Origin of the sequence: Pseudonocardia sp. DSM 110487, assembly GCF_019468565.1 — a bacterium.
Lineage (GTDB): Bacteria > Actinomycetota > Actinomycetes > Mycobacteriales > Pseudonocardiaceae > Pseudonocardia.
Window position 1 is genome coordinate 6,017,573 of sequence record NZ_CP080521.1, and the last position, 19,701, is coordinate 6,037,273.

Annotated in this window: 19 protein-coding genes; 10 read left to right on the forward strand and 9 right to left on the reverse strand. The window is 72.7% G+C overall.

What is annotated here, in order from left to right:
- Positions 1-20 precede the first annotated feature (20 nt).
- The 5 genes from K1T35_RS28060 to K1T35_RS28080 are packed head-to-tail and all read right to left on the reverse strand — an operon-like array spanning position 21 to position 4,410.
- The gene (locus tag K1T35_RS28060; RefSeq protein ID WP_220254812.1) at positions 21-947 is read right to left on the reverse strand and encodes a carbohydrate kinase family protein; all 927 of its coding nucleotides are present in this window, start codon (positions 945-947) and stop codon (positions 21-23) included.
- Positions 944-1,588 (reverse strand): class II aldolase/adducin family protein, encoded by a 645-nt coding sequence (locus K1T35_RS28065; RefSeq protein WP_255620811.1) that lies wholly within the window; start codon positions 1,586-1,588, stop codon positions 944-946. Before K1T35_RS28065 ends, K1T35_RS28060 begins: the two co-directional genes overlap by 4 nt.
- Positions 1,585-2,727 (reverse strand): ABC transporter ATP-binding protein, encoded by a 1,143-nt coding sequence (locus K1T35_RS28070; protein WP_220254813.1) that lies wholly within the window; start codon positions 2,725-2,727, stop codon positions 1,585-1,587. The genes K1T35_RS28065 and K1T35_RS28070 overlap by 4 nt, the downstream gene beginning before the upstream one ends.
- Positions 2,720-3,505, reverse strand: a complete 786-nt coding sequence (locus tag K1T35_RS28075) for an ABC transporter permease (RefSeq protein ID WP_220254814.1) — start codon at positions 3,503-3,505, stop codon at positions 2,720-2,722. The genes K1T35_RS28070 and K1T35_RS28075 overlap by 8 nt, the downstream gene beginning before the upstream one ends.
- A complete protein-coding gene (locus K1T35_RS28080) occupies positions 3,502-4,410 on the reverse strand; it encodes an ABC transporter permease (RefSeq protein ID WP_220254815.1) in 909 nt (302 codons plus the stop codon). The genes K1T35_RS28075 and K1T35_RS28080 overlap by 4 nt, the downstream gene beginning before the upstream one ends.
- Before the next feature lie 255 nt (positions 4,411-4,665).
- Here K1T35_RS28080 and K1T35_RS28085 point away from each other — a divergent pair, with 255 nt between their 5' ends.
- The 8 genes from K1T35_RS28085 to K1T35_RS28120 are packed head-to-tail and all read left to right on the forward strand — an operon-like array spanning position 4,666 to position 14,452.
- Positions 4,666-5,712, forward strand: a complete 1,047-nt coding sequence (locus K1T35_RS28085) for an extracellular solute-binding protein (RefSeq protein WP_220254816.1) — start codon at positions 4,666-4,668, stop codon at positions 5,710-5,712.
- Positions 5,709-7,925 carry a N,N-dimethylformamidase beta subunit family domain-containing protein gene (locus tag K1T35_RS28090; protein ID WP_220254817.1) on the forward strand — a complete coding sequence of 739 codons (2,217 nt, stop codon included), beginning with the start codon at positions 5,709-5,711 and terminating at the stop codon, positions 7,923-7,925. Before K1T35_RS28085 ends, K1T35_RS28090 begins: the two co-directional genes overlap by 4 nt.
- Complete coding sequence (locus K1T35_RS28095) at positions 7,922-10,096, forward strand: N,N-dimethylformamidase beta subunit family domain-containing protein (protein ID WP_220254818.1); 2,175 nt, start codon at positions 7,922-7,924, stop codon at positions 10,094-10,096. Before K1T35_RS28090 ends, K1T35_RS28095 begins: the two co-directional genes overlap by 4 nt.
- A 9-nt stretch (positions 10,097-10,105) precedes the next feature.
- Complete coding sequence (locus tag K1T35_RS28100; protein ID WP_220254819.1) at positions 10,106-10,948, forward strand: transketolase; 843 nt, start codon at positions 10,106-10,108, stop codon at positions 10,946-10,948.
- The gene (locus K1T35_RS28105) at positions 10,945-11,976 is read left to right on the forward strand and encodes a transketolase family protein (RefSeq protein ID WP_220254820.1); all 1,032 of its coding nucleotides are present in this window, start codon (positions 10,945-10,947) and stop codon (positions 11,974-11,976) included. Before K1T35_RS28100 ends, K1T35_RS28105 begins: the two co-directional genes overlap by 4 nt.
- Complete coding sequence (locus K1T35_RS28110) at positions 11,973-13,208, forward strand: aminotransferase class III-fold pyridoxal phosphate-dependent enzyme (RefSeq protein ID WP_220254821.1); 1,236 nt, start codon at positions 11,973-11,975, stop codon at positions 13,206-13,208. Before K1T35_RS28105 ends, K1T35_RS28110 begins: the two co-directional genes overlap by 4 nt.
- A 25-nt stretch (positions 13,209-13,233) precedes the next feature.
- Entirely contained in the window at positions 13,234-14,007 is a 774-nt protein-coding gene (locus K1T35_RS28115) for an SDR family oxidoreductase (RefSeq protein ID WP_255620813.1), read from the forward strand.
- A gap of 55 nt (positions 14,008-14,062) precedes the next feature.
- The gene (locus K1T35_RS28120; protein WP_220254822.1) at positions 14,063-14,452 is read left to right on the forward strand and encodes a hypothetical protein; all 390 of its coding nucleotides are present in this window, start codon (positions 14,063-14,065) and stop codon (positions 14,450-14,452) included.
- Here K1T35_RS28120 and K1T35_RS28125 read toward each other — a convergent pair whose 3' ends face one another.
- Complete coding sequence (locus tag K1T35_RS28125) at positions 14,453-14,851, reverse strand: hypothetical protein (protein WP_220254823.1); 399 nt, start codon at positions 14,849-14,851, stop codon at positions 14,453-14,455.
- 290 nt (positions 14,852-15,141) lie between these two features.
- On the opposite strand from K1T35_RS28125, the gene K1T35_RS28130 reads away from it, so the two are divergent.
- Positions 15,142-15,993 carry a DMT family transporter gene (locus K1T35_RS28130; RefSeq protein WP_220254824.1) on the forward strand — a complete coding sequence of 284 codons (852 nt, stop codon included), beginning with the start codon at positions 15,142-15,144 and terminating at the stop codon, positions 15,991-15,993.
- On the opposite strand, the gene K1T35_RS28135 is transcribed toward K1T35_RS28130, so the two are convergent.
- Both K1T35_RS28135 and mftD read right to left on the reverse strand, forming a co-directional pair.
- On the reverse strand, positions 15,990-16,976 hold the full coding sequence (locus K1T35_RS28135) for a cation diffusion facilitator family transporter (protein ID WP_220254825.1): 987 nt from the start codon (positions 16,974-16,976) through the stop codon (positions 15,990-15,992). The two genes, K1T35_RS28130 and K1T35_RS28135, sit on opposite strands and share 4 nt — an antisense overlap.
- Positions 16,977-17,011: 35 nt before the next feature.
- Positions 17,012-18,193: a pre-mycofactocin synthase MftD gene (gene mftD / locus K1T35_RS28140; protein ID WP_220254826.1), complete on the reverse strand. Its 1,182-nt coding sequence runs from the start codon at positions 18,191-18,193 to the stop codon at positions 17,012-17,014.
- Between the two features lie 64 nt (positions 18,194-18,257).
- On the opposite strand from mftD, the gene mftR reads away from it, so the two are divergent.
- On the forward strand, positions 18,258-18,881 hold the full coding sequence (mftR, locus tag K1T35_RS28145; RefSeq protein WP_220254827.1) for a mycofactocin system transcriptional regulator: 624 nt from the start codon (positions 18,258-18,260) through the stop codon (positions 18,879-18,881).
- A 161-nt stretch (positions 18,882-19,042) separates the two neighbouring features.
- On the opposite strand, the gene K1T35_RS28150 is transcribed toward mftR, so the two are convergent.
- Positions 19,043-19,606 carry a TetR/AcrR family transcriptional regulator gene (locus tag K1T35_RS28150; protein WP_220254828.1) on the reverse strand — a complete coding sequence of 188 codons (564 nt, stop codon included), beginning with the start codon at positions 19,604-19,606 and terminating at the stop codon, positions 19,043-19,045.
- Positions 19,607-19,701 lie beyond the last annotated feature (95 nt).

The following is a 19,701-nucleotide window of genomic DNA, read 5'->3' on the forward strand; positions in this document are numbered from 1 at the left end:
TCCTCCGATCGTCGGATCGATCACGCTACGGCGCCGAACGCGAGCGTCGACGGGAGGTCGACGATGCCGGCGTCGGAGCCCAGCCCCTGCGCCACGAGGGCGGCGGCCGCAGTGCCCAGCCGCGCCGCGTCGCCCAGCGCACGCCCGGATCCGAGGCCCACCAGTAACCCGGCTGTGAAGGCGTCCCCGCAGCCCGTGGTGTCCACGACCGGAACCTCGAACGCCGGGATCCGCACGACGCCGCCGCCGTCCACGACCACGCAGCCTTCCGCGCCGGTCGTGACGATCACGGTGCCGACCCCGGCCGCCCGGGCCACCCCCGCGGCCTCGACCAGGTCGTCGTGGCCCGTCACGCCGCGGATCTGGTCGTCGTTGGGGAGTAGGTACCCGGTGTGCTCCCACGCGGGCCGCAGCACGTCCACCAGCTCCGGCCGGCCGACGCTGAGCAGGTCCATGCTCACGACCGTGCCGTGCGAGGCGGCGAAGCGGAGCAGGTCCGGGAGGGCGTCGCGGGTGAAGTCCCCCAGGACGTCCGGGCCGCCGACGTGCAGCACGTCGGCCTCCGCCACGAGGTCCAGGGGAACATCGGCCGCGGTGAGCGTCGCCATCGCGCCGGGGGCGTGCAGGGCGGGCCGCTCGCCGTTCGGCCGGATCGGCAGCATGGTCGCGGGCGTGGCGAGGCCCGGCCGGCGGGCCATGTGCCGCACGTCGACGCCGTGTCCGGCGAGCAGGTCGAGCAGCAGCCTACCGGTGACGTCGTCGCCGACCGGGCCGATGCTCACGACGTCGGCGCCGAGCTTGGCGAGGTCGACGGCGGTGCCGCCCGCGGTGCCGGCGGCCGTGATCCGGATCTCGTCGAGCACGCGGCGGCCCTGGCCGGGCGGGATGTCGGGGACCGGGCGGCCGAGGATGTCCAGGATGTGCGCGCCGAGGCAGATCACCTTCATGCCGGGACCTCCGTGCGGCGGCGGGCGACGGCGGCCAGCTCGTCACCGGTGAGCACCCGGGGTGTGCCCATGCCCGTCGCCGTGACGTGCAGCGTGCACAGCCACTCCAGCAGCCGGGCCCGGTCGTATGCCTGATCCAGCGTGTCGCCGTGGGCGACGGCGCCGTGGTTCTGCATGAGCGCAGCCGTGCGGCCCTGCAACGCCGCATGCACCGACCGGGCCAGCTCGGGAGTGCCGTAGGTCGCGTAGCGCGCGACCCGGACCGGTCCGCCCAGCTGCAGCACGTAGTAGTGCAGGGCCGGGAGCTCGTCGAGCACGGTTGACACCGCAGCGCTGTGCAGCCCGTGGTGGTGCACCACGGCGATGGCCTCGGTCGTGGCGTAGACGCCGAGGTGCATGGGCGTCTCGGAGGACGGGGCGTGCGGGCCGTCCACTCGGTTCCCGTCGAGGTCGACCACGGCGACGTCCGCGGGTTCGATCCGGTCGTACGCCATGCCCGACGGGGAGACCGCCACCAGCTCACCGACGCGGACGCTCACGTTGCCCGCGGTGCCCAGCACCAGCCCGTCGTCGAGCATGCGGCGGCCGCACGCCGCGACCTCCCGGCGGGCGGCGGCGAGCGCGTCCGCTCCCCCGCTCACCGCGCACCCGCCGCCACCGGGGTGGCCTGCACGTCGGCGGCCGGTTCCGGCTCGTCGTCCGGGACGAGCACGCCCGCGTCGCCGTCCCAGGAGACCTCGACCCGCTGGTCCACCGCGAGCGAGCCACCGGCGCCCGCGGTGTCGCGCACCTGTCCGGTGCCCCCGCCGTCGAACCGGACCAGCACCCGCCGGAACGCGCCGTGGTAGACGACGTCGGTGACGGTGGCCGACAGCACGTTCTCGACGTTCCCACCGGTGGTCGCCCCACCGGCCGGGGCGATCCGCAGCCGCTCAGGGCGCACCACCAGTGCCACCGGGCCGTCAAAGGCCGACGCCGCCGGCACCCGGAGGCTGCACCAACCGGTGTCGAGCCGGCCGGCGCGGACCCGGCCGGCGAACACGTTGGAGTCGCCGAGGAAGGTGGCGACGAACCGGGACGCGGGCGTCTCGTACAGCTCGGCGGGCGTGCCGGCCTGTTCGATGCGGCCCTCGCGGAACACCGCGATCCGGTCGGACAGCGCGAGCGCCTCGTCCTGGTCGTGGGTGACGAACACGAACGTGATGCCCAGCTCCCGGTGCAGCCGGGCGATCTCCAGCTGCAGCGACTCGCGCAGCTTCTTGTCCAGCGCCCCGAGCGGCTCGTCGAGCAGCAGCGCGCGCGGCTCGAACACGACCGCCCTGGCCAGCGCGACGCGCTGCTGCTGCCCGCCGGACAGCTGGGACGGCAGCCGCTCGCCGTGCCCACCCAGGTGCACCAGCTCGAGGGCCTCGCCGACCCGCCGGGCGATCTCGCCCTTGGCGACCTTGCGCTGCTTGAGCGGGAACGCGATGTTCTCGGCTGCGGTCATGTGCGGGAACAGCGCGTAGTTCTGGAAGACCATCCCCAGGTTGCGCCGGTACGCCGGGAGCTGCGCGATGTCGTTGCCGTCCAGGGCGATCCGGCCGGAGGAGATCGCCTCGAACCCGGCGATCATGTTCAGGGTCGTGGTCTTGCCCGACCCGCTGGGCCCGAGCAGAGTCATGAACTCCCCGGCCCGGATCTCCAGGTCGATGCCGTCGACGGCGGGGGCGGCCGCGCCGGGGAAGCGCTTGGTGAGGCCCTCGACCTCGATGCGGGCTCCGGACGGGACGTCAGGCACGGCGGGTCCTCCTGAGAGTGGCGGCCAGGGTCAGCAGGGCGGTGGTGAGCGTGACGACCACGGTGGCGGCCGCCGCGATCGTCGGGTCCACCTCGTTGGTCACGGACGTGAACATCCGCACCGGCAGCGTCTGCAGCTGCGGTGACTGGACGAACATCGACACCACTACCTCGTCGAAGGACGTGACGAACGCGAACACCGCACCCGACAGGACCCCGGGCATGATCAGCGGCAGGGTGACCGCGCGGAAGGTGGCGGGCGCGGAGGCGCCGAGGCTGGCCGCGGCCCGTTCCAGGGTGCGGTCGAACCCGCCCAGCGCCGACCCCACGTTCACGGTGACGAACGGGATCGCGAGCACCGTGTGCGCGATGATGAAGCCGACTGGCGTGCCGATCAGGCCCCACTGCAGGAACGCGGCGTAGACGGCGACCGCGACCACGATGCCGGGCACGATGAGCGGCGCGAGGAACAGCCCGTTCAGCACCCCGCGGCCCTGGAACGCCGTGCGGGAGAGGGCGAACGCGGCCGCGGTGCCGAGCAGGGTCGCGACCACCGTGACGATCACGGCGAGCTGGATCGACACCAGCAGCGCGTTGAGCCAGCTCTGCTCGGTGAAGAAGGTCTCGTAGTGCCGCAGGCTCCACGAGCTCGGCGGGAACGCGAAGCTGTCCTCACCGGAGAAGCTGATCGGGATGACGATCAGCGTGGGGACGAGCAACCAGGCGCCGATCAGGATGCCGAGCGCGACGAGCGCGCGGCGCAGGCCGACGGACCTCATGAGGCAGTACCTCCGACCAGGGCCGCGGGGGCGCCGCCGGTGCGGGTGAGCCGCTGCACGCCGGCCACCAGTACGAGGGTGACGACCAGCAGCGTCACCGCGAGCGCGCCGGCCGCACCGAAGTTCAGCAGCTGATTGACCTGGACCGAGATGAGCTGCGCCAGCATCGACTGCTGCGGCGACCCGACGAGCGACGGCGTCACGTAGAAGCCGAGCGACAGCACCATCACCAGCGTCGCGCCCGCGGCCACGCCGCGCAGCGACAACGGCAGGTACACGCGCAGGAACGCGTTGATCGGCCGGGCGCCGAGGCCCATCGCCGCATCGACGAGCCGCCGGTCGATGCCGCGCATGGCCGCGTACACCGGCAGCACCATGAACGGCAGCATCACCTGGGCCATCGCGATGCTGACACCCGCGGTCGTGCCCAGCAGGCGGGTCGGGCCGAGCCCGACCACCGCGAGCAGCGCGTTGACGACACCGGTGTCCTGCAGCAGCACGACCCACGCGAAGGTCCGCGCCATCAGCGACGTCCAGAACGGGAGCAGCACGAGTGCGGTGAGCACCGCCCGCCACCGGGGACCGACGATGGTCATCAGGTACGCGTACGGGTACGCACAGAGCACGCACAGCACCGTGACGACCGCGGCCATCCCGAGCGTGCGCAGCACCACCGTGACGACGACCCCATCGGTGGCGAGGCCGGTGTAATTGCCGATGCCGAACTCGGGCGTGCTCACCGAGAGCCAGGCCAGCCGGATCGCCGGGACCACGAAGAACACGCCGAGCACGATGACGGCGGGAAGCGCGAACAGCAGCAGCGCGCGACCCGCACGCCGCGTGCGGGACACCGCCGGGGGCGCGGGCGCCGCGGCCGCTGTCCCCGCCGGGCTGACCGACACCATGGACACACCCCAATTCGGTCGCCATGTGGCATGGGTTTCACGATTCGAAATGGCAGCGTCGCGGCCGAGCGGCGTGTTGTCAACCCGTCGAGGCGGCCGGTTACGTGGACGCAATCGGATCGATCAGGCCGTTCACGAGCGAAGCCTTGACTCCCCCGCCCTGCGCCAGCCATTCTCCTGGTGCCACATCATGAATCGCGTTCTGGATTGTGAAACGCAAAGGTGCGTTGCACCCTGTCGATCGAAGGTGGTCCCGTGCGCAACCGCAGGCTCGTCACCGCGCTGGCCCTCACCGCTGCCGTCAGCTTCAGCGCCACCGGGTGCTTCGCCACCGTCGGCGGGGGCTCGGCCGCGGGCGGCACCGTCGTGTTCAGCAACACCGGTGGAGCGCTCGCCGCGATCTTCGCCGAGACCGCCTACAAGGAGCTCGCATCAGAGGGCATCCAGGTGGCCGAGGAGTCCCCCAACAACGAGGCCAAGCTGACGGCGATGGTCGAGTCCGGCTCCCCCACCTGGGACGTCTTCTACTCCTCGCCCTACCGCACCGTGGCCAAGTGCGACGTGCTGTTCGAGAAGCTGGACAAGTCCAGGATCAACACCGCCGGGCTCGACCCCGCGCAGGTCACCGACTGCGGGGTGCCGGTGCTGAAGTCCGCGTTCCTGCTGGTCTACAACGCCGACAAGTACGGCGACCGGCCGCCGCAGAGCTGGGCCGACTTCTACGACACCACCAACTTCCCGGGCACCCGCGGGATCATGAACTACGCCAAGGACGCCGGGATGGAAACGGCGCTGCTCGCCGCGGGCGCGCCCGGCGACCAGCTCTACCCCCTCGACTACGAGCGCGCATTCGCCACGCTCGACAAGATCCGGCCCTCGGTGCGGTTCTACGACACCGGTGCACAGCAGACCCAGGCGCTCGAGTCCGGTGAGGTCGACATGATGCTGGCCTGGCCGGGGCGCGCCTACGAGGCGGCGAAGAACGGCGCCAACCTGAAGGTCGTCTGGAACCAGCCGCTCTACTACGAGGACTCGCTCGGCATCGTGAAGGGCGCCAAGAACCTCGACGCGGCGTACGCGCTGATCAACGCACTGGTCGACGTCCCGACCCAGGAGCTCATCATGCAGCGCCAGCCCTACGGCTCGCCCAACGCCAACGCGAAGCCCTCCGCCGACCCGCTGATCAACTCCTTCATCGCCACCAGCAACGTCACCGGCACGGAGGTGCAGCGCGACAACGAGTGGTGGGCGGCGAACCTCGACGAGGCCACCCGGCAGTGGACGGAGTGGGTGAACAGGTGAGGTTGCTCGGCTACGGCGACCGGCTCTCCGCCCCCGCGGGCGGGCGCATCGAGTTCAAGGTCAGCAGCGAGCTCCCGGAGTTCACGCCCTCCCTGGTGCGGCTACGCCGCGGCGGCTCCCCGGTGCACGAGTCCGACCTCCTGGAGCAGGAGGTCATCGCGGACCTCCCGGCGACGGTGCCCGGACGCGTCCAGGTGGCCCGCGCAGGCTCCTACGTCGAGGCGCCACTGCGTCCGGGCGCCGAGGTGTCCGGCGCCGGGCTCGCGGTCTGGCTGCTCCCCACCCGGCTGGACGGCGACCGGGAGCAGACCGTGCTCGCGCTCACCGCGCCCGGCTACCTGCTGTCCGTTTCGGCGCGCGGGTGCACGCTGCGCGACGCGGGTGGAACCGAGCTGGCCCGCCTCGCCGTGGCCCCGGTCGAACGCCAGTGGTCGTTCCTCGCGGCGACGATCTCCCCCGCCGGCGAGGTCCGGCTTGCCTTGCACCGCCCGGGAGGTGCTGCCCCGCGGGTTCAGGAAAGCCACATTCAGGGCCTCCAAGGCCAGGAAAGTGGCTTTCCTGAACCTCGGGGGACGGGCTCGTGGAGGCTCCGGGTCGGCGCCGGCCCGCGCGGGGGCTTCTTCAACGGCCGGGTGGCTCGGCCGGTCGTGTCCGCCACGAGCTGGACCGCCGACACGACCGACCGGCTCGCCGCGGGCGAGGACGCGGTCGCGCTCCTGGGCACCGACGGCGTCAGCGCCCTCGCGCTCGGCCGGGACCCCGCGGCCACCGCGGTGGCCGACGACGGGTCGCTCACCGCGGGCGGCACCGTCGTGAACCGGCCGGCGAGCGCAGTGCCCGGGCCGTTCTGGCGCTTCCGCGAGACCGACTTCCGGCGCGTGCCGGACGAGTACGACGCCCTGCACCTGCACGAGGACGACCTCGACGACGCCGGATGGGAGACCGATGTCGTCCTCACCGTTCCGGCCGATGCAGCCAGCGGCGCCTACGCCCTGAAGATCCGTGCGGGCGACCACGTCGAGCGCATCCCGTTCGTCGTCACCCCGCCCGACGGCGCTCCCCCGGCCCCGGTTCTCGTGGTGCTGCCGACCTGGACCTACCTCGCCTACGCGAACTGGCGCACCTACGCCGAGTTCGAGGAGGAGCGGGTCGCGCTCTACGGGGAGCGCCGCGGCGTGGATCCACGGGACCGCTGGCTGGCCCGCCATCCGGAGCTGGGCAAGTCGCTCTACGACGTGCACACCGACGGCAGCGGCGTCATGTACTCCTCCCGGTTGCGGCCGATGGTCAACATCCGCCCGGACTACTTCACGCCCACGACCCGCGGGTTGCGCCACTTCGCGCAGGACCTGTCGCTGCTGGACTGGCTCGACCGCCGCGGCGAGGACTACGCGGTGATCACCGACGACGAGATTGAAGACCGCGGCCCGGACGCGCTCGCCGGGCACCGCGTTGTGATCACGGGCAGCCACCCCGAGTACTCGTCGGCCCGGATGCTCGACGCCTACCAGGCCCACGTCGAGTCCGGCGGCCGGCTGATGTACCTCGGCGGCAACGGCTTCTACCACGTGACGGCCCGCCACCCGGGACCGTCAGGGGCGATCGAGATCCGCCGCGCCCGGGGCAGTCAGACGGCGTGGGCCAGCGGGGCGGGCGAGGAACACCTGTCCGGGACCGGCGAGCCCGGCGGGCTGTGGCGGTGGCGCGGCCGGGCACCGCAGCGCCAGTTCGGCGTAGGCATGACGGCACAGGGATTCGACAAGGCGAGCGGCTACCGCCGGACCCCGCAGAGCCGCTCCGATGCGGTCGCATGGGTCTTCGACGGCGTGGACGTGGGCGTCGGCGAGATCTTCGGTGACCACGGGCCCGGCCTCGGCGGGGCCGCGGGCGACGAGATCGACCGCGCCGACGTCGCGCTGGGCACCCCGGCCGACGCCGTCGTGCTGGCGAGCTCCGTAAGGCACTCCGCGAGCATCGTCCTGGTCCCCGACGACAAGACGATCTCCTATGCCGTGCCCACCGCACCCGATCCCCGGGTGCGGTCCGACATCGTCATCTTCGGCCGACCCGGCGGCGGCGCGGTCTTCGCAGTGGGCTCCATCGCCTGGTCCGCCGCGATGACCCACAAGGGCGGCGACAACGACGTCTCCCGGATCACCGCCAACGTCCTGGACCGCTTCCGCGACCACGCCGACCCGGTGGCCGGCGCATGAGGATCGTCGGTTACGCCGACCGGCTCTCCGTGCGCGCCGGGGACCCGATCGCGTTCCACGTCAGTTGCGCGCACGCGGACTACCGGCCGGAGGTCGTCCGGCTGCGGCGCGGCGGCTCGCCCCGCCACGGGCTCGCGCTCGTCGAGGAGAACGTCGTGAGCGGGCTACCGGCCCGACTGCCGGGGCGCGTGCAGAAGACCACGTCCGGCTCGTTCGTCGAGGCGGGCCCGGTCGGCCCTGTGGACGAGGTCGGGCTCGCAGTGTGGTTCCTGCCCACACTCCCCGGCACCGGCCCCCGGCCGCTTGTGGCCGTCGGGGACCTGGTCCTCGAGGTCTCCGCCGCTGGGATCGGATTGCGCCGCGGCTCGGCCGGGCTGGCCGTCCTCGACGCCCCGCCCGTCGAGCGGCAGTGGTCGTTCGCGACCGCGACCGTGGACGCCACCGGCGAGGTGCGGCTGTCACTGCACCGGCCGGGCCTGGAGCCGCACACCACGGCCGCTCAGGCGCCACCGTCCGCGGCCGGCGGGGTGCTGCGGATCGGCTCAGGCGGCACGGTGACCGGCGGGCTCGGCGCGACGTTCAACGGGAAGGTCGCCCGCCCGGTCGTCGCCGCGACCGCCTGGCCCGCGACGACGACGGCGGCGCTGGCGGCCGGCGCCAACCCGCTCACCCTGCTCGACCCGGCCACGACCAGCGCGCTCGACCTCGCAGCCGACCCCGGCGGCACCCGCGTGCCCGACCGCGGCGGGCTCACCGGCGGCGCGCTGATCAGGCACCTCCCCACCCGCGGCGTGCCCGGGCCGTTCTGGACCGGCGCGGAGGCCGACTTCCGCCGCGCCCCGGACGAGTTCGACGCGCTGCACCTGCACGACGACGACCTCGCCGACGCAGGTTGGGAACCGGATCTCAGCTGGGATGTCCCTACCGACCTGCCCAGCGGCGTCTACGCCCTGAAGACGACCGCGGGGGACGACGTCGACCGGATCCCGTTCGTCGTCACCCCGGCCCGGCACGAGGCGCCGGTGCTCGTGGTGCTGCCCACCTGGACCTACCTCGCCTACGCGAACTGGCGCACCTACGCCGAGTACGAAGCCGAGCGGCTGGTGATCTACGGGGAGGCGCGGGGGATCGACGAGCGGGACCGCTGGCTGGTCGCGCATCCTGAGTTCGGTCGCTCGCTCTACGACGTGCACACCGACGGCAGCGGGGTCTGCCACTCCAGCCCGCTGCGCCCGATCGTCAACATCCGGCCCGACTACTACACCCCCACCACCCGCGGGTTCCGCCACTACGCGCAGGACCTGCTGCTGCTCGACTGGCTCGACCGGCGCGGCGAGCACTACGCCGTCGTCACCGACGACGAGATCGAGCGGGAGGGAGCGGACCTGCTCTCCCGCTACGACGTGGTGCTCACCGGCAGCCACCCCGAGTACTGCTCGGCGGGCATGCTCGACGCCTACCTGGCGTACACGCACGCCGGCGGGCGGCTGATGTACCTGGGCGGCAACGGCTTCTACCAGGTCACCGCCCGGCACCCGGGTCACCCGGACTCGGTGGAGATCCGCCGCGGCCACGCGGGCGTGGCCACCTGGGTGTCCGACCCCGGCGAGGAGCACCTCGCGGCGACCGGCGAGCGGGGCGGGCTGTGGCGGATGCGCGGGCGCGCGCCGAACCTGCTGGCCGGCGTCGGGTTCACCGCGCAGGGCTTCGACTCCGGGTACGGCTACGCCCGCACCGAGGCGAGCGCGGACCCGTCGGTCTCGTGGGTGTTCGAGGGTGTGCCCGCCGGCGTCGGTGACGTCTTCGGCGTCGAGGGGCCCGGCCTGGGCGGCGCCGCCGGTGACGAGCTGGACCGCGCCGACGTCACGCTCGGGACACCGGCCGACGCCGTCGTGCTGGCCTCGTCCGTCGGGCACTCGGACAAGATCGCGCTGGTGCCCGAGGAGGCCGACCACGGCTACGCCGCGCCCCCGCCCGGCATCCACCCCAAGGTCCGCGCCGACGTCGTCCTCTTCGCGCGGCCCGGCGGCGGGGCCGTGTTCTCCGTCGGCTCGATCGCCTGGTCGAACGCGATGACGCACAAGGACGGCGACAACGACGTTTCGCGGATCACCGCCAACGTCCTCGACCGGTTCCGGGACGAGCCCGGCCCGGTAATCGGCGAGCAGTAAGGAGCAGGAGTGCCACTCACCAGCACCGACAAGGTGGCACACCTCGCCGATCGGGCGAGGTTCGTGCGCACCGAGACCGTCCGGCTCACCCGGATCGCGGGAGCAGGCCATTACAGCGCCGTGTTCTCCTGCGCGGAACTCTTCGCCGTCCTCTACTACGCACAGCTGCGCCTTGACCCGTCCCGCCCGGATTGGCCGGACCGCGACCGGTTCGTGCTCAGCAAGGGGCACGCGGCCATCGGCCTGTACCCGGTGCTCGCCGACCTCGGCTTCTTCGACCCGTCCGAGCTGGACACCTACACGCGCCTGGGCAGCCCGTTCGGCGACCACCCCGACATGCGCCGCATCCCCGGCGTCGACTTCTCCTCCGGCTCGCTCGGGCACGGCCTGTCGATCGCCGCGGGCATGGCCCTCGCGGGGCGGATGTCCGGGTCCGACCACCGCACCTACTGCATGCTCGGCGACGGCGAGCTGGCCGAGGGCCAGATCTGGGAGGCCGCCATGTCGGCCGGGCACTTCCGGCTCGGCAACCTCGTCGCGATCGTGGACGCCAACCAGCTCGGCATCGACGGCTTCGTCCGCGACGTCATGGCCGCCGAGCCCATCGACCGGCGCTTCGCCGCGTTCGGCTGGCAGACCCACCGCGTCGACGGCCATGACATCCCCGCCCTGCTGGAGCTGTTCGCCGGTCTACCGGGCGCCGCGGACGGCCCGCCGCAGCTCGTCGTCGCGGACACCGTGAAGGGCAAGGGGGTGGCCCGGATGGAGCTCTCCCCCGACTGGCACGTCGGCAACCTCGCCGGCGCCGACTACGACGACGTGCTGGCCGAACTCGGACAGGAGCGCGCATGAGCACCCAGGACCAGTCCGAGCTGTTCAACGGCACGGCGAACGTCGGTCTGAAGGACACCCGCTCCGTCGACGGCACCGACACCCGGGCGATCCCGGCGTTCGTCTTCGGCGAGGAGCTCGCCCACCTCGCCGACCACGACCCACGCATCGTCGTGCTCACCGCCGATCTCGCCCGCTCCAACCGGGCCACCGACTTCGCCGCCCGGCACCCGGAGCGGTTCGTCAACGTCGGGATCGCCGAGAAGAACATGATCACCATGGCCGCGGGCATGGCCGCGTCCGGCTACATCCCGTTCGCGGCGACCTTCGGCGCGTTCGCCGCGCTGCTGGGGGCCGAGCAGATCCGCACCGACTGCGCCTACCCCGGCATGCCCGTGCGGGTCGTCGGCCACCACTCCGGGATGTCCATGGGCTTCTACGGCACGAGCCACCACAGCCTGGAAGACCTCGGGATGATGCGCTGCATCGCCGACCTGACCGTCGTCTGCGCCACCGACGCCAACCACCTGCGCGCACTCCTGCGCCTGTCGCTCGACCACCCGGGCGCGATGTACATCCGGCTCGGCCGGGGCCGCGACCCGCAGGTCTACGACGAGGTGCCGGACCTGGCGATCGGGCGGGCCGAGACCGTCCGCGACGGCACCGACCTGACGATCATCGCGACCGGCTCCGAGGTGCACCCCGCGCTGCAAGCCGCCGACGAGCTCGCCGGCGCGGGCGTCTCCACCCGGGTCGTCGACATGTTCACCGTCGCCCCGCTGGACCGCGCCGCCGTGCTCGACGCCGCGCGCTCCACCGGCGCCGTCCTCACCGTGGAGGAGGGCAACGTCACCGGCGGCCTGGGCAGTGCGGTCGCCGAGTGCCTGTTCGAGGCCGGCGCACGGGTCCCGTTCCGCCGCCACGGCGTGTCCGACGAGCACGTGCCCGTCGGACCGCCCGCCGCGCTCTACGCCCACTACCGCCTCGACGGGCCCGGCATCGCCCGCATCGCCCGTGAGCTGCTCGACTCCAGCAAGGGAACCCCATGACGATCGCACCCGCCTCCGTCCTCGGCGAGCACGAGCTCGCGCTGCGCGAGCGGGCTCGCCAGGTGATCCCCGGCGGGATGTACGGCCACATGTCCGTGCAGGCGTTCAGCTCCGCACACCCCCAGTTCATGGCCTCCGGCGACGGCTGCCGGGTCACCGACACCGACGGGCGGACCTACCTCGACCTGATGTGCGGCTGGGGCCCGGTCGTGCTGGGGCACCGCCACCCGGGTGTCACCGCGGCGGTACTCGACCAGCTCGAACGCGGCGACTGCCTCGACGGCACCAGCCCCGTCGCGGTCGAGTTCGCCGAGCTGCTGGTGGACACGATCCCGTCCGCGGACTGGGCGATGTTCTGCAAGAACGGCTCCGACGCCACGACCACCTGCATCACCATCGCGCGCGCCGCCACCGGCAGGCGGAAGCTGTTGGTCGCTCACGGCGCCTACCACGGCGCGGTGCCGTGGTGCTCGCTGCGCGGCTCGGGCGTGACCGCCGAGGACCAGGCGCACCTGGTGCGCTACGAGTACAACGACCTGGCCTCCGCCGAGGCCGCCGCGGCCGAGGCGGGCGACGACCTCGCCGCGATCGTGGTCTGCCCGATGCGCCACGACATCAAGCGCGACCAGGAGCTCGTCGACCCCGCCTTCGCGCGCGGCCTGCGCGCGCTCGCCGACCGCACCGGCGCCGTCCTGGTCCTCGACGACGTCCGCTGCGGGTTCCGGCTCGACCTCGGCGGCAGCTGGGAGCCGCTCGGCGTCCGGCCGGACCTGTCGGCCTGGTCGAAGGCGATCGCCAACGGGCAGGCTCTGGGCGCCGTCACCGGGATCGAGGCGCTGCGCGACGCGGTCCGGACGATCTACGTCACCGGGTCGTTCTGGACCGCGGCGGTTCCACTCGCCGCCGGGCTGGCGACCCTGACCGAGCTGCGCAAGGGCGTGGCGCTGCCGGACATGGCCCGCACCGGGGCCCGGCTCCGGGAAGGGCTCGCCGCGCAGGCCGCCGCGCACGGGTTCGAGATCCGCCAGACCGGGCCGGTGCAGATGCCGATGCTCGCGTTCGCAGGCGACGAGGACTTCCGGCTGGTCACCGCCTGGGCCGAGGCCGCGGTCGAGCGGGGGGTGTACCTGCACCCATGGCACAACTGGTTCCTGTCCGCCGCCCACACGGACGCGGACATCGACGCGATCCTCGCGCGCACGGACGAGGCGTTCGCGGCCGTGCGCGGATGAGAGGACGCCCGGCCATACTCGGCGCGTGCCTGATGATCGGGAAGACCTGCCCGGCCCGTTCGACCTGACCGGGAGGACGGCGGTCGTCACCGGCGGCGCCCGCGGTCTCGGCCGGGGCATCACGCTCGCGCTGCTCGCGGCGGGCGCCGACGTCGTCTCGCTTGGCCGCTCGCCGCTGCCCGCCGAGCTCACCGACACCGCCGCTGCGCTGGGCAGGCGGCTGACCGCCCGCACCCTCGACCTCGCCGACACCGCCGCGATCACGGCGACCGCGCGGGACGTGCTCGCCGAGCACCGGATCGACATCCTGGTCAACAACGCGGGTGTGCAGGACCGGCACCCGGCCGTCGAGTTCCCGCTCGAGGCGTGGGACCACGTCATCGACGTCAACCTGCGGGCGGTCTTCCAGCTCTGCCAGCTCTTCGGCGGTCCCATGCTCGACCGCGGCGGCGCCGTCGTGAACGTGGCGTCGCTGCTGTCGTTCCAGGGCGGCATCACGGTGCCGGCCTACGCCGCCAGCAAGGGTGGGGTCGCCCAGCTCACGAAGGCGCTCTGCAACGAGTGGGCCGGCCGCGGCGTGAACGTCAACGCGGTCGCCCCCGGCTACATGGACACCGAGCTGAACTCCGCGCTCCTCGCCGACCCGGTCCGCCGCGAGCAGATATCCGCGCGCATCCCGGCCGGGCGCTGGGGCCGGCCGGAGGACGTCGGGAACGTCGTCGTGTTCCTCGCCTCCCCCGCCGCCGCGTACGTGCACGGCCAGGTGCTCGCGGTCGACGGCGGGTGGCTCGCGCGGTAGCCGCCTGTCACGTTCCACCGTTCTCGCTCGTCCTCGGTGAGACGGAAGGAGATCGATGAACGACACCTGGACACAGCCCATGGTGAACGCGATCGTGGTGCTCGGTGCCGTGATCATGGCGGGACTCGGGGTGTGGATGTGGGGCTGGCCGGAGGGCTTCGCCGCGTATGTGAACTTCCCGGTCCACGTGCACTTCCTGCACGACCTCGGCGTGTTCCACATCGGGGTCGCCATCGCGCTGCTCACCGCACTCGTGCAGCGGGACGCGATCGTCGTCGTGCTGGTCGGCTACACCGTGATCTGCGTGCTCCACGCGGGCAACCACGTGCTGGACCTGCACCTCGGCGGCCACCCCAGCCAGCCCGTCCTGATCGCGTTGCAAGCGATCATCGGCGGCGTCGGCGTTTGGTTGCGAGCCCGCCAGCTGCGACGGGCGCGAGTCTGATCATCCAGGTGGGTCGAGGGCGATGCCCGCGTTCTCCAGAGCCGCCTCGGTGAGCATGCGAGCGAAGGCGCGGTCGCTCGCTGAGGCCGTGGCCAGTGGCGCGTCGACGTCGACCATCGCGCAGGCCTCGAGCAACGTGTCGTCGTAGGCGGCGAGCAGCGCCACCGTGCGCACGCGCGTGGGCGGGCGGCAGTCTCGGACCAGTCGGTGCAGCCTGCGCAGGTTCGCGACCACGGACTCGATGCACGGACCCGTGGACAGGTCGGTGCGGCGCCTGCGCTCCAGGAACGACGTGACCACGGCGGGCAGTAGCCGCACGGTCAGCCATACGACCACGGTGGGAGCCACCGCGATCGCGACGTACAGGAGCAGCCCCTCGACGACCGGACGATCTCCCACCTCGGCACCTCCCCAACGAGGCATCGAATCGATTCGATAGGCACCGTACGCCGCTCTGCGTCGCGGGACAAGGCCGAGTAACGTCCGGGGCAGCGCGTGGTTGCGCCTAGGGTTCCGCTCGCCGTCCGCCGAGCACGGATGATCCACAATCAGGCCGGCGAGGGCTGGACCGAGCGGCGCCAGCACCTCACCGGCCGTGCCGGTGGGCCCACACCTGACGGGACAAAAGCCCTGAGGGCTCCTGATCCGACGCGTCCGCACCCGCGGACCGGCCCGAAGGAGCCCCACCGATGCATGCGCAGTCGCTCGGCCCGTTCATGATCGCCGCGGTGCTCGCGGCCGCCCTGCTGCACGCCGCCTGGAACTCCATCGCCCACGGCATCGGGGACCGGCTGATCGGGTTCGCCATGATCGGGATCGTCGACCTCGTGGGCGGCGGAGCGCTCGCCGCCTTCGCGGGCCTGCCACCCGCGGGTGCGTGGCCGTACATCGTCGCCTCGGCCGTGGTGCACATCGGGTACAACCTGATGCTGCTCGCCAGTTACCAGCTCGGCGAGTTCAGCCAGGCCTATCCCCTCGCACGGGGCACCGCGCCGCTCGTCGTCGCGCTCGCGTCCGTACTGGTGCTGCACCGGCCCCTCGCCGCGCAGGACCTCGCCGGCATCCTCGCGGTCTCCACCGGCCTCATCGGGCTCGTTCTCGCGGGCGGCCTCCCGGGGCGCAAGCAGCTGCCCGCGGTGGCGGCGGCGGTTGCGACCGGCCTGCTGATCGCCCTCTACACGGTGATCGACGGCGTGGGCGTGGCGGAAGGTCCGCTGCTCGCCTACATCGGTTGGATGTTCTTCCTCCAGGGCCCCGCGCTCCCCGTGCTCGCACTGGTGCGCCGCGGCCGCCGTCTGCCCGCGCTGCTGCGCCGCCACGCGCTGCCCGGACTCGCGGGCGGGGCGATCTCGCTCGCCGCCTACTCGATCGTCCTGTGGGCCCAGACGTCCGGCGCCCTCGCCCCGATCGCGGCGCTGCGCGAGAGCAGCATCGTGTTCGGTGCCCTCATCGGCGCGCTGGTCCTGCGCGAACCGCTCGGGCACCGGCGCGCGGCGGCGGCCGTCGTCGTACTGGCCGGGGTGTTGCTGCTGAGCGTCTAGCGCCCGCGGAGACGGTCGGTGACCCTGGGGCCGTAGCGCTCCATCACCCGCCTGCGCATGACCGGGTCGGTGCGCGGCACCGGCTCGAGGAACACCTCCTGCAGATCCGGGAACCGTTCGTGCAGCTCCGCGTCGATGTCGACGCAGGCGCGCTCCAGCTGCGCGACGCCGATGGCGTCGGCGAAGTCGAGCCGGGCGCACAGCAGCACCTGGTCGGTGCCGATGGTCATGGTGAGCAGGTCGACGACCTGGTCGACCTCCGGCCGCGTGGCGAGCGCATCGCGCAGTGCGAGGACGGTGGCCCGGTCGGCCTGGCGCCCGACCAGCAGACCCATGTTGGTGCGCCCGAGGATGTACGCGACGGCCGTGAGCAGCAGCCCGACCAGCAGCGACGCGAGCCCATCCCAGAACGACGAGCCGGTGAGCTGGTGCAGCCCGACGCCACCGAAGGCCAGCAGCAACCCGACGAGCGCGGCACTGTCCTCGAAGAACACGCTCCGCACCGTCGGGTCGTCGGTGGCGCGCAGCCAGCGCAGCGCGGTGGTGGACTCGGCGCGTGCCGCGGCGCGCACCTGCCGCACGGCCTGCAGCCATGAGATGCCCTCGAGCACGAACGACACCGCGAGCACCGCGTAGGCGACCCACGCGAGCGTCTGCTCGGCCTCATCGCCGAGGATCGTCCGGACACCCTCGATGATCGCGAACACCGCGCCGGAGACGAAGATGCTCACGGCCGCGATCAGCGCCCAGAAGAACCGCTCCTTGCCGTACCCGAAGGGGTGGCGTCGGTCCGGGCGGCGGGCCGAGCGCCGCAGCGCGGTGAGCAGGAGCAGTTCGGTGGCGGTGTCGGCGACGCTGTGCGCGGCCTCGGCGAACATCACCGCCGATCCAGTGAACGCCCCCGCCACGAACTTGAGCACGGCGATGGCCCCGTTGGCGGCCGTGGCCACCAGCACGGTGAGCGTGCTCTCCTCCTGTGCCACCCAGCGAGGCTAGTGCGCCGCTGTGTGCCGCACGCTCACCCCACGCGGGGACGTACCGCGTCCGTGAACCCGGCCGGGACGATGACGTCCTCCCGGCCCAGCTCGGCCACGGAGCTGCGCCCCAGCCCGAGCAGGGCGGAGTCGATGCCGCCGCGCAGGATGTCGAGGACGTTCTCCACGCCGGCCTGCCCGTTCGCGGCCAGGCCCCACAGGTACGCGCGGCCGATCAGGACGGCACGGGCGCCCAGTGCGAGGGCCTTCACCACGTCGCTGCCGCGGCGGATGCCGCCGTCGAGCAGGACCTCCACCTGGTCGCCGACGGCGTCGGCGATCGCGGGGAGCGCCCGGATCGATGCGGGCGTGCCGTCGAGGTTGTTGCCGCCGTGGTTGGACACCGAGATCGCGCTGACCCCCGCGTCGACAGCGCGCTTCGCCTCGTCCACCCGGAACACGCCCTTGAGCAGGAACGGCCCGTCCCACTGGGCACGCAGCCAGCGCACGTCCTCCCAGCTGGGCGGCGGGGTCTGCATCCACTGGCCGTATGCGCCGAAGAACGTGGGCTGGGGCTGGCCGGGGTCGGACATGTTCGGCACGGTGAGGTCGGGTAGCTGCCGGCTGCGGACCCAGTCGAGGAGCCACCGCGGGCGGGTGATCCCCTCCGGGGCGAAGCGGATCATTTCGCGGACGCCGAGCCGCTCCGGGATGCGCGGGCTCCCCCAGTCGCGGCCGTGGGAGAACGACCAGTCGGGAGTGAGGATCAGGCCGACGGCGCCGGCCGCGCGCGCCCGCTCGACGCGCCGCGCGATGTCGTCCCGGCTGCCGCACCAGTAGATCTGGAAGAGCGTCTGCGGGTTGGCCGCGACGACCTCCTCGACGGGCTTGCTCGCGAAGGAGGACAGCCCCATCGCGGTGCCCCGTGCCGCGGCCGCCCGCGCCACCGCGACCTCGCCGTCCGGGTGCACCGCCTGCACGCCGGTCGGCGAGATCAGGACGGGCAGGGACACCTGCTGTCCCAGGACGGTGGTGCCCAGCTCGCGCTTGCCGGAGAACCCGGCCGTGCGCGGCGCGAAGCCCAGCTCCTCGAAGGCGGCCTGGTTGTCGCGGACGGTGAGGCCCTTCTCGGAGCCGGCCACGAGGGCGCTGTACACCGACCGCGGCAGCCGCTTCTGCGCGCGTCGCTGCGCTTCGGCCACCGTCTCGAACCAGGCCCCACCCATGATCAGCCCTTCGCTGGACTTTCGACATGACGTGTCGAATTTGAGGGGACGATAGCGTCGCACCGTGACGGGAACAAGACCGGCGCGTCGTGGCCGCCCCCGCGGGACGAGCACGCGCGAGCTCGAGCTGATCGCGCTGCGCCTGTTCACCGAGCAGGGCTTCCACGAGACCACGATCGAGCAGATCGCCGCCGCGGCGGGCGTGAGCACCCGCACCTTCTTCCGCTACTTCGACGCCAAGTCCAGCGTGTTGTGGCAGACGTTCGACACCGAGGTCGAGGCGATCCGCACCGCACTCACCCAGGCACCCGACGACCTCCCGGTGATGGACGCCGTCCGCCACGCCGTGCTCGCCGCCAACCACTACCGCGCCGCCGACGTGCCCGAGCTGCGGATGCGCATGACCCTCGTCGGCACCGTGCCCGAGATCGCCGCCAGCGCCACCGTGCGCTACGACGCGTGGGAGCGGGCCATCAGCGAGTTCGTCGGCCGTCGCGTGGGGCAGCCGGCCGATTCGCTCCTTCCGCACGTCGTCGGCCGAGCCACGCTGGCCACGTGCCGGGCCGCCTACGAGCGGTGGGCGGTGCGCGCGGACGCAGACCTCGCCGTCTACCTCGACGCCGCGCTGCGCGCGCTCGCCGACGGCTTCCGCGAGCCGCTCGCCGAACCGGGGTCCGAACCCGCCTGATCCGCTCCTAGGAGCGCCCTGAACAACTCAGGCCTACTGCGCGGCGCCCAGGCGGCGCCCTCGCCGCGTTGGACGATCGCGCCGATACAACAGCGGTATCGGCGCGATCGTCCGCCTTGCGAGGACACCACCTGGACACCGCTCGCTACGGCCTGAGTTGTTCAGGACCCTCCTAGCAACATCCTCGGCAGCTCCGTGATCGCGCGGCGGAACGCGGTGGGGGTGCCGTTGAGGCGGGCCAGCACCAGGCTGCCCTCGATCCGGACGAACGCCTCCTCCGCGGCGAGCCGCGCATCGGCCGGGCGCGCGCCGCCGCGGCGGGCGGCAACGGCCATCGCCTCGATCCACGATGTGGTGATCTCGGCGGCCTTCGCGCGGATGCCCTCGGGGGCGCCGGAGAGCGTGAGCGTGTCGAGCACGCAGGGCAGCAGGCCGTCGGCGTAGATCTCGGAGATCCGCCGCGCCGACTCGACGACCCCCGCCGCGACGTCCGGGGCGCTCGTCATCGGCTCGATGGCGCGCGCGAACTGGTCCCCGACCCGGCCCATGACCGCTTCGGCCATCTGGACCTTCCCCTCGGGGAAGCGGTGGTAGAGGCTGGCTCTGCGGAGCCGGGCTCCGTCGGCGAGCGCGCCGAGCGATGCACCTTCGAAGCCCGCGACGCGGAACACCTGCGCGAGGCGGTCGAAGAGCTCGTCGTCGGACACGGTCTGCGGACGGGGCATGGGCCGACGTTACGGAACGAACGGTAAAGCCGCAGGGTCTACTTCCTCACATTGCAATACCGATCGTTCGGTAATACCGTCTCGACGTCAGCACC

Coding starts and splice junctions, on each gene's coding strand:
- mftD (WP_220254826.1), bottom strand. CDS start 18,193: ATGGGTGGGGCCTGGTTCGAGACGGTGGCCGAAGCGCAGCGACGCGCG.
- K1T35_RS28075 (WP_220254814.1), bottom strand. CDS start 3,505: ATGAGGTCCGTCGGCCTGCGCCGCGCGCTCGTCGCGCTCGGCATCCTG.
- K1T35_RS28095 (WP_220254818.1), top strand. CDS start 7,922: ATGAGGATCGTCGGTTACGCCGACCGGCTCTCCGTGCGCGCCGGGGAC.
- K1T35_RS28150 (WP_220254828.1), bottom strand. CDS start 19,606: ATGCCCCGTCCGCAGACCGTGTCCGACGACGAGCTCTTCGACCGCCTC.
- K1T35_RS28110 (WP_220254821.1), top strand. CDS start 11,973: ATGACGATCGCACCCGCCTCCGTCCTCGGCGAGCACGAGCTCGCGCTG.
- K1T35_RS28080 (WP_220254815.1), bottom strand. CDS start 4,410: ATGGTGTCGGTCAGCCCGGCGGGGACAGCGGCCGCGGCGCCCGCGCCC.
- K1T35_RS28120 (WP_220254822.1), top strand. CDS start 14,063: ATGAACGACACCTGGACACAGCCCATGGTGAACGCGATCGTGGTGCTC.
- K1T35_RS28130 (WP_220254824.1), top strand. CDS start 15,142: ATGCATGCGCAGTCGCTCGGCCCGTTCATGATCGCCGCGGTGCTCGCG.
- K1T35_RS28060 (WP_220254812.1), bottom strand. CDS start 947: ATGAAGGTGATCTGCCTCGGCGCGCACATCCTGGACATCCTCGGCCGC.
- K1T35_RS28105 (WP_220254820.1), top strand. CDS start 10,945: ATGAGCACCCAGGACCAGTCCGAGCTGTTCAACGGCACGGCGAACGTC.